The following is an 8,951-nucleotide window of genomic DNA, read 5'->3' on the forward strand; positions in this document are numbered from 1 at the left end:
CAATTGCTTTAATTGGTAAATCAGGTTGTGGTAAAAGCACTTTGGCTAAATTATTATCTGGTTTATATGTCCCAGATTCTGGTAATATTCGCATCGGTTTTTTAAATATCCAAGATATTGCTTTAGATTGTTACCGACAACAGGTAGTTTATGTTCCCCAAGAGCCTCATTTTTGGAGTCGTTCTATTTTAGAAAACTTCCGTTTAGGCACACCTAATATTTCTTTTGAAGAGGTAGTTCAAGCTTGTGATATTGCTGATGCAGATGGTTTTATTAGTCAATTACCTAATAAATATCAAACCGTTTTAGGAGAATTTGGTGCAAATCTTTCTGGTGGCCAAAGACAAAGATTAGCGATCGCTCGCGGCATTCTCACAAATCCACCTATACTAATTTTAGATGAAGCTACCGCTGGATTAGACCCTATGAGTGAAGGTAATGTTTTAGATCGTCTTTTGGAATATCGCGCAGGTAAAACCACAATTTTAATTACCCATCGTCCTAGTGTCATTCATCGCGCTCATTGGATTGTTCTCATCGAAAAAGGTCAAGTAAAAATTCAAGGAACTGCTGATACTTTCTTATCAAAACCTGGCGAACATTTGCAGTTTTTAACTGCATAAATTAAGGTTTAAATTAATATTTTTTAATATTTTTTAAGCTTTTATCGTGCTACTTAACCAAAATTACTTACGTAACGACAAATAATATGTCTAAAAATACTGAATTTAATCATCCTCAATTATTCAGATATCTTTCTGATGCAGAACAAGAATCTCTAATTGGTGGGCAAATATCTCCCCAATTAGATGTATTAGTTGAAGGTAATTCATTCTTCCAAAAAACTGATATTGAAAATGAAGGTAAAAATGATTTAAAACTTGCTTCAGGTGATTCTAGTTCACAAACCACTAAATATAAATTATCCCAAGTCACTATGGCACTTTCATTAACATTTGGGTTACTAACAATTAGTTCTAGTGGTGATAAATTGAGTAATTTATTACCTGGTTTTATAAAAAATTTGTTTCCCTAAAATAGCCAGATTTAAATTTAAACATCTTTTTGTAGAAACAGTTTTATTTTCTGCTCTACATTTTCTGCTGTTTGAATTAATAAATAACTTTTTTGAAAATAAAAAATAGAGTATATAATTATGTACTGTTAATTAGATAAATCAAATAAAAAAACATGAGTTAAAAGAGAGAGATTTATCTAAATAGATATATAACCTAAGAGTAATTTAACATCTCAAAACTTTATAACCAGAGGATCATTTATTTCCCATAATAAATAGTTATAAAAGAAGCATAGGTGAATAACACCTCTTCATAAATTGAGGCTAACAATCATGTCATATCAAAACATTAAATCTGATTTACTTGTGGAGTTATCCACAGAAGAACAACAGTTTCTGTCTGGCGGGAGACGACCAATAATCTGTTATAGGTGGAGAAGATACCGTTATGACAAGGACAAGAGTGAATATGGTGAAAAGGAGAGTGAATCTGGTGATGATTAATTTTCACAAATAGCAGATACATTAAGTGGACAAAATCCATAAATTGGGTAACCACTTAATTTCAACCTAGCATTTTGGGAAAGAGAAAGCTGATATAACCATGTTTTTCTACTTCCTATTTTTTCCCAATTAAAAGCGAAGCAATTCCACTAATTAAGGCACATAATTATGTCAAACCAAAACATCACAACTGATTTACTTGTTGAATTATCCCCAGCAGAACAACAACTTTTATCTGGAGGATGTGATAATTACAGCCCACCACGGCGACGACGTGGTGGAGTAAGACAGAAAATCGTATTCAGTCCAGTAATCAATATATATCCTTCTGAAGCAAAAAGTACCGATGAGCCTGACAGTAGCCAAACTTCTTCAGATAATGAAGATCAAAACTAATGTTACTAATAACTCAATTTGCTGGTTATCTGGTTGAGGCTGGTAATGGGTAATAGATGAGTAATTTTCCCTTTTAATTCTGTAAATCCTTGAATCCTGGACATTCTGAACCAGACATTTTCCCTAACTAGCAACTTACGTTAATAAGTTAGTCCCCTAGTTTAAACTCTAGAATTATTCAAAACAGGAGAAAACTTAGGTAATTCATTCAAGATAAATCTCTTGTAGTGGGGGCATCTTGCCCGCTAGATATGTACCTCATAACACCGGGAAGTGCTGTAATTAAAAGTGTTGAATATCAAAAAGTAACTACTATAAATAGCAGTTACTTTTTCTTTTTATTTTTACTTTTAATGGAGTAATTTATTCCTTAATATTTATTTTATTTTTAATCATTAAAAAAGTCTAACTCTCCAACGAGAATTAGACTGTAAATTGATTAACAAGCAAGTAATGGATCTAATTTATATGAAACAATTACCATCAGGGACAATTGATTTGAGTCTTGAAAACTCCATGAAAGTCCATGGTATTTCAGGGAGTTTCTTCTTTTTTATCTATTTCAGGTAGATTCCTAACTGTCACTTTAAAAGTAGCTGGAAAAGTTCGACCACCGTAGACAAATTCACCTGTACCTTCCAGAACTCCCTTCGCACCTCCAGATAAAAGCTGTTGTTCCTGTTTAGATAACTCAACAAGTAACTCAGATTCAATCGTATTAACTGACATGATTCTACCTCATCATTAACACTAATTTAATTCGCATTAGCTGGTTTTCTAGCTAACAATTCAAATATAACCATCATTGATCAGAAAATCATAATTCTCAAGTTAGATCATATATCTATTTTTGCCCTGTCATAAGAGATATTTCTTTCAAATAATTTGCTTAACACATAAATACTTGATTATAGAAATAATATTCACAAAAACCGCATTTTTTATTGAATTAACATAAATATTAAATATATCTAGCATTTCCTAGTTTAATGAAGTACAATATTATTTGCGGTTAATTATTACTGTTTGTACCTGAATTGAATCCGAGTTGCTATATATCTAGGACTTACGCAATTAGGATAACAGATGAGATCGTAGTTAGGACTTTAGTCCTAGCTTCGATCAGCTATGGTAACAATCATCAGGGCTTAAAGCCTTGACTACCAACAAATGATATGATGCTTTTTTGCGACAATTGTGTAAGTTCTAATATCAATCTAAAGATAGAAATTATAATTATTAGTTTCTAACTATAGCATCATTAATTTGATCGAAAATACCTTTATAAAATAAGAATAGGTATACGATCCATAACTTCATTGAGGTTAAAAACTATTATGTCAAATCAAAATGTTCCATCTGATTTAGTGGTAGATTTATCTGTAGAAGAACAGCAACTTCTATCTGGAGGTCATAGACATCATGGATATCATAGAGGTCATAGATATCACGGAGGTCATGGATATCATGGATATCATGGAGGTCATAGAGATTATGCAGGTCATAGAGATTATGGAGATAGCTATTGGTGGTAAATAAGATAACTTGGTTTTATACCAAGTTATCTGTAAAAATAGATAGAGATTAATGTTGTTGACCAATCCAATCAAGTAAGATACTATTAACTAACTCAGGAGATTCATCTTGAGGACAATGACCTACACCTTCTAAAGGAATAAACTTTTGGACTTGGGGGAAATTGGCTAACTCTCTACCTAAATTAATAGGTTCCCAAGGGTCAGCCGTTCCCCATAAAATAATTACTGGACAAGATATTATAGGTAATAAATCCTCCGGTAAAGGACCACTGGAATAAGCAGTAAAAGCTAAAAATACAGCCGCAGCCCCAGGATCTTTTGCCGGTGTCATTAAAATATCTACTAACTCATCCGTTACTGTTTCCCTCTGAGCATAAGCTTGTAAAAGAATATTTTTAACTGTCCTTGGTTGAGCTAACTGACTAAAAAAGAAATTACCTACAGATTCAATCGCCAAAAAGTTTTGTAAAATTGGCGTACCAAAACGTTTTATCCAAGGTAAACTGAGACGTTTACGATCATGCAATAATCGCAAAGAACAGTTAAGCAAAGCAGTTCCCAGAGCCATATCTGGGTTAATTACCGCCGCTTGCATAGCGACAATACAACCGATAGAATTACCGATGAAAAAAGCTGGTTCACCAATGACCTCCCGGCAAAAATCAGCTACCTGTTGTCCCCAGGTTTCTAATGTGTAGGTAATTTTTTCCCCCGGTTTAGGTTTAGCTGAACCACCAAAGCCGATTAAATCAATGGCATAAACCCGACAGGTTACAGCTAAAGCGGGAATGTTTTTGCGCCAATGTAACCAGGAAGCACCAAAACCATGAATCAGGATAATAGCAGGTCCTGTAGTTCCTTGGGTTTGGTAACAAATGGGGAAACCTTGCCAAAGCCAGGTTTTTGGGGAAGTAAGTCCGTTTGTAGAAATTGTCATAGAAAATGTAGATTTAGATCAGGGACAAGCTAACTAGAGACAGATAGCCACTGTACTGCTATCTTAAATTGGAGGCAATTGCAACTTTTTTGATAAAGCGGAACTTCATGGGAACGAATTACCGACGGGTTTTACTTAAACTGAGCGGTGAAGCCTTAATGGGCAACCTGGGCTATGGCATTGACCCGGAAGTGGTCGAGGAAATAGCCAAGGAAATAGGAGAGGTGATAGCCACCGGTGTTCAGATCGCCATCGTTGTTGGTGGTGGTAATATTTTTAGAGGTGTTAAAGCTGCCTCAGCAGGTATGGATCGAGCTACTGCTGATTATATCGGCATGATTGCCACGGTCATGAACGCCATGACCCTGCAAGATTCCCTCGAACGAATGGGAATACAGACAAGGGTTCAAACCGCCATTGCTATGCAAGAACTAGCAGAACCATATATTCGACGACGTGCTATCCGTCATTTGGAAAAAGGTCGGGTGGTAATTTTTGGGGCTGGTTCAGGTAATCCCTTTTTTACTACAGATACTACTGCGGCTTTAAGAGCAGCAGAAATCGAAGCAGAAGTGATTTTCAAAGCCACCAAAGTGGACGGAATTTACGATGCTGACCCTAAATTGTATCCTGATGCCAAGCGTTTTACTACTCTTACCTACGCCCACGTTTTGGCTAAAGATTTGCGAGTCATGGATAGTACCGCAATTGCCCTATGTAAAGAAAATAATCTCCCCATTTTAGTATTTGACTTAACGGTGCGAGGTAATATCCACCGGGCAGTTATGGGAGAATCTATTGGCACCCTTGTGGGAGGTTCTTGTGAAATTAGCTGAAGCTGAAAGTACAATGCAGAAAACCGTTGAATCTACTCAACGGGCTTTTAATACAATTCGCACTGGTCGCGCCAATGCGAGTTTGTTGGATAAAGTACAAGTAGAGTATTACGGTACACCAACATCCTTAAAATCACTGGCAAACATTAGCACACCAGATGCTTCAACTATCCTGATTCAGCCCTACGATAAGAGCAGCTTGAATATTGTTGAAAAAGCCATTTCTCTGTCAGATGTGGGCTTAACTCCCAGCAATGACGGTATTGTGATCCGGTTGAATATTCCCCCGTTAACAACTGACCGCCGTAAAGAATTTGTCAAACTTGCGGCTAAATACGCGGAAGAAGGTCGTGTAGCAATTCGTAATATCCGCCGGGATGCTATTGAGTCCATTCGCAAACAGGAAAAAAACGCTGAAATCCCTGAAGATGAAGCACGGGATCAACAAGACAAACTCCAAAAACTAACCAACAAGTATACTGCCAAAATAGACGAACTGCTGGCAGAAAAGGAAAAGGACATCTCAACTGTTTAAGAGGATCTTTTAAAAGTTAATAGCGAATATAATTCGCTACTACATAATTAAAGTCCTACTTGAGTGTGATTGACGAAAAATAAAGGTTCGTAAACCCACCATAAAGTGGGTTTTTCCGTATAAGAGCGGTTTATAACCCAATTGCTCAGTCTTAATTTAAGACTTTTATTTTCATCCCCTCAGCTGGTAAGAGGTGAGAAGTTAAAAGCTGTTACCCATTTAAAATTTATCTAAAGTTGTGGTGTGGGCATCTTGCCCGCTAGAATCATACAAATTAAATACAGTGCAGCTTATATTCACTAAAAATTTATAAAAAATCATAATCCCTTATATATACTGGAAAATAAACTAATTAAAATCAGATTAAAAAATTAGCCATCATGTACGACTGCATAATTGTCGGGGCTGGACCTGCCGGTGGCACAGCCGCTTACCATCTAGCCAAAAAAGGTCGCTCAGTCTTAGTCCTAGAAAAGGAATCCTTGCCTAGATATAAGCCTTGTGGTGGTGGTGTCTCACCAGTAATTGCTCAATGGTTCGACTTTGACTTTAACCCCGCAATTTCCGCCAAAGTAGACTCTTTGCGCTTTACCTGGAAATTAGGTGATCCCGTGGAAGCAAAAATAGATATTAAAGAACCCGTATGGATGGTACGCAGGGAAATTTTTGACCACTTCTTAATCCAACAAGCTCAAAACCAAGGTGCTGAACTACAAGATAATACGGAAGTTAAAGGTATTGAATTTAAAAATGATTCTTGGCAAGTTACCACAGCTACAGGAATAGTCACCGGTCGTTATCTTATCGCCGCCGACGGTGCAAAGGGTCCAATGGCTAAATGGTTAGGTTTTAAAGACCGTAAACGCCGTTTAGCTGGCGCATTAGAAGCCGAAGTCGCAGCCAATGTCCCCAATAAAAACATGGCTCACTTTGAGTTTGGTTTGATCAAAAATGGTTACATCTGGAATTTCCCCAAAGATGACGGTTATTCCATTGGTGTTGGTACATTTATCGGTAGCGAACCCCAAGACTTTAAGAAAATTTTGGATGAATACGCTCAATCTTTTGATATTGATGTCAAAAATAGTAAACAGTACGGTCATGCCATCTGTCTTTGGGATGGTGATCAAAAGCTACACACCCAAAACGCAGTTTTAGCAGGAGAAGCAGCTTGTGTAGTTGACCCTTTTACTGCCGAAGGTATTCGTCCCTCTATTTTTAGCGGTGTCCTAGCAGCAGGATTTATTCACGATGCTTTAAGTGGTGATGCCAACGCTTTAGCAAATTATACCAATGCCATTAACGAACAATGGGGAACTGATATGGCTTGGGCGCAAAAATTAGCAGGAGCATTTTATCGCTTCCCCGGTATTGGTTATAAAGTCGGTGTCAAACGCCCCTCCGGCGCTCAGATTATGGGTAAAATCCTCTGCGGTGAATTGCGCTATGGTGATGTCGCTGGTCGTGCATTAAAACGATTAATTCCTGGTTTTGGTTGATAGCTAAAAATAACGAGTGCATTACTGCTAATTTCTACCCTCTTGAACTAAAACATCTTTAGTGCCGCTGAATTGCAGTATATTACTGAGCTTTTTCAACTATAAAACTAGGAAATTCAAAATCTTCGAGAATACCACTAATTTAAGTAAGTGGGCGTTAAAAATTCTTGTTGGGAGCAGAGTTTGGTTTGATTGTGCTTACCTACTTAAAATTAACATGATACAGCACTTATCGGTGTTATGAGGTACATATCTAGCGGGCAAGATGCCCGCACCACAAGAGTTTCATGATTCAACTTCGTATTTCCGCTTTTCGGTGTGACACTTGCGTAAGTCCTATTTAGTTAATGTTGGGTAATGTCAGGATCATTGATATCCCGACACTCCTCAACCATGAGTAATTCTGTATTATTTTGCTGATGATTATCCCATTTATCTAAGACATCTTTAATTAAAACTTCTTGAACCCAAATTTTTGCCACAACGGTAAGAGGAAGTGCCAAAAATAATCCTAAAAATCCCAAAAATGTCACAAAGAATAATTGAGAAATTAGGGTGACAGCAGGGAGTAAAGATACTTGATGTGCCATGACCACAGGTGTGATAAAATTGCTCTCAACCTGTTGAATCACAAAGTAGAGAATGAAGACAGCCAGGGCTTTCCAAGGATTATCTAATAGAGCGATCGCCATAGCTGGTAGTACACTCATAGTTGGACCGAGATTAGGAATTAAATTCATAAATCCGGCTAATACTGCCAATGCCAATGCTGCTTTTACACCTAAAATTGACAATCCTAATAGACTCATTAGTCCCACAACCGCGACAGCAATAATAGCCCCTGTGATCCATCCCTCTAACGATATTTCACACTGATTTAAAATCCCATTGACCCGGGGGCGATAAAATGAGGGAAAGAGGCGGATAAATACTTTTCGGTAATCGTGAGGATTAGCTAAAAACATTCCCGTTAAAACTAATACTAATAAAATTTTGAGAACAACTTCTAAAGATCCAGAGACAAAAGCAAAAGAGTTACCTAATAGGCGATTAAATAGCGGTTGTGCTTGTTCAATTAAACTATTCAAATCGGGTATGTAAGGTAATAATTGTGGAGGGATATAAGTTCTGCGTTCATCAACCCAAGCATTAAAACGTTCAAAACCTTGAGGAACTCTATAGGTGAGTTCATGAAATTGCTGGACAAAGGGTGGTACAATCAACCAGAAAAAACAAACCACACCAACCCAGAAAATCGCCACAGCCAATAAAACAGCTAATCCTCGTTTGATTCCCAAGGCTTGGAAACGTCGAGCTAGACGATTTAAAGTGGTTGCTAACACCACAGCGGCAAATATTAGTAGCAAAACCTCACGAAGTTGCCACAATATATATAAGGATATAACTAAGGCAATTATACCTATCCATTGACCAATGTTCACAAACGAGACTCCCAGCTTAGTAAGATGCTTTTTGATGTCAATGCCGTTAGGTTAGCTGATTTTAACAACACCACCTATATTTTTTTTGTTAATTGGCGTTGCTGAATTGGGCTATGAAATTGAAAAATCAAAAAAATGAAACTGTTACCCTCAAAAGACTCTGGGCCTCTGCGTGAAATACAGCCTTTTCCGCTCTGATGAGGTACAAAGTTGAATCATGAAACTCTTGTGGTGCGGGCATCTTGC

Annotated in this window: 11 protein-coding genes; 8 read left to right on the plus strand and 3 right to left on the minus strand. The window is 37.2% G+C overall.

Annotated elements, in window-relative coordinates; genetic code table 11:
• From ACIR310F_RS26870 to ACIR310F_RS0112810, 4 genes are all read left to right on the plus strand, one after another.
• Positions 1–623 (plus strand): ATP-binding cassette domain-containing protein (locus tag ACIR310F_RS26870; protein WP_231387523.1); only part of this gene is annotated, 623 nt, incomplete at its 5' end.
• Positions 624–709: 86 nt separating this feature from the next.
• Complete coding sequence (locus tag ACIR310F_RS0112800; protein ID WP_028084173.1) at positions 710–1,036, plus strand: hypothetical protein; 327 nt, start codon at positions 710–712, stop codon at positions 1,034–1,036.
• 315 nt (positions 1,037–1,351) lie between these two features.
• Positions 1,352–1,522 (plus strand): hypothetical protein, encoded by a 171-nt coding sequence (locus tag ACIR310F_RS25625; RefSeq protein WP_155963788.1) that lies wholly within the window; start codon positions 1,352–1,354, stop codon positions 1,520–1,522.
• Between the two features lie 168 nt (positions 1,523–1,690).
• A complete protein-coding gene (locus ACIR310F_RS0112810; RefSeq protein ID WP_028084174.1) occupies positions 1,691–1,918 on the plus strand; it encodes a hypothetical protein in 228 nt (75 codons plus the stop codon).
• 534 nt (positions 1,919–2,452) lie between these two features.
• Here ACIR310F_RS0112810 and ACIR310F_RS0112815 read toward each other — a convergent pair.
• Positions 2,453–2,647: a hypothetical protein gene (locus ACIR310F_RS0112815; protein WP_028084175.1), complete on the minus strand. Its 195-nt coding sequence runs from the start codon at positions 2,645–2,647 to the stop codon at positions 2,453–2,455.
• Between the two features lie 608 nt (positions 2,648–3,255).
• Between ACIR310F_RS0112815 and ACIR310F_RS25630 the strand changes: the two genes are divergently transcribed.
• Positions 3,256–3,453 carry a hypothetical protein gene (locus ACIR310F_RS25630; RefSeq protein ID WP_155963790.1) on the plus strand — a complete coding sequence of 66 codons (198 nt, stop codon included), beginning with the start codon at positions 3,256–3,258 and terminating at the stop codon, positions 3,451–3,453.
• Positions 3,454–3,502: 49 nt separating this feature from the next.
• On the opposite strand, the gene ACIR310F_RS0112825 is transcribed toward ACIR310F_RS25630, so the two are convergent.
• A complete protein-coding gene (locus tag ACIR310F_RS0112825) occupies positions 3,503–4,393 on the minus strand; it encodes an alpha/beta fold hydrolase (RefSeq protein WP_028084176.1) in 891 nt (296 codons plus the stop codon).
• 107 nt (positions 4,394–4,500) lie between these two features.
• Between ACIR310F_RS0112825 and pyrH the strand changes: the two genes are divergently transcribed.
• The 3 genes from pyrH (at position 4,501) to ACIR310F_RS0112840 (ending at position 7,263) form a co-directional block, all read left to right on the plus strand.
• Positions 4,501–5,229, plus strand: a complete 729-nt coding sequence (gene pyrH, locus ACIR310F_RS0112830) for a UMP kinase (protein WP_028084177.1) — start codon at positions 4,501–4,503, stop codon at positions 5,227–5,229.
• Positions 5,216–5,764, plus strand: coding sequence for a ribosome recycling factor (frr, locus tag ACIR310F_RS0112835; protein ID WP_028084178.1), 549 nt, complete (start codon positions 5,216–5,218; stop codon positions 5,762–5,764). Before pyrH ends, frr begins: the two co-directional genes overlap by 14 nt.
• Positions 5,765–6,144: 380 nt before the next feature.
• The gene (locus tag ACIR310F_RS0112840; RefSeq protein WP_028084179.1) at positions 6,145–7,263 is read left to right on the plus strand and encodes a geranylgeranyl reductase family protein; all 1,119 of its coding nucleotides are present in this window, start codon (positions 6,145–6,147) and stop codon (positions 7,261–7,263) included.
• A gap of 344 nt (positions 7,264–7,607) precedes the next feature.
• On the opposite strand, the gene ACIR310F_RS0112845 is transcribed toward ACIR310F_RS0112840, so the two are convergent.
• Complete coding sequence (locus ACIR310F_RS0112845; RefSeq protein ID WP_028084180.1) at positions 7,608–8,705, minus strand: AI-2E family transporter; 1,098 nt, start codon at positions 8,703–8,705, stop codon at positions 7,608–7,610.
• Positions 8,706–8,951: the final 246 nt, after the last annotated feature.

Source organism: Dolichospermum circinale AWQC310F (assembly GCF_000426925.1).
GTDB classification, from domain to species: domain Bacteria; phylum Cyanobacteriota; class Cyanobacteriia; order Cyanobacteriales; family Nostocaceae; genus Dolichospermum; species Dolichospermum circinale.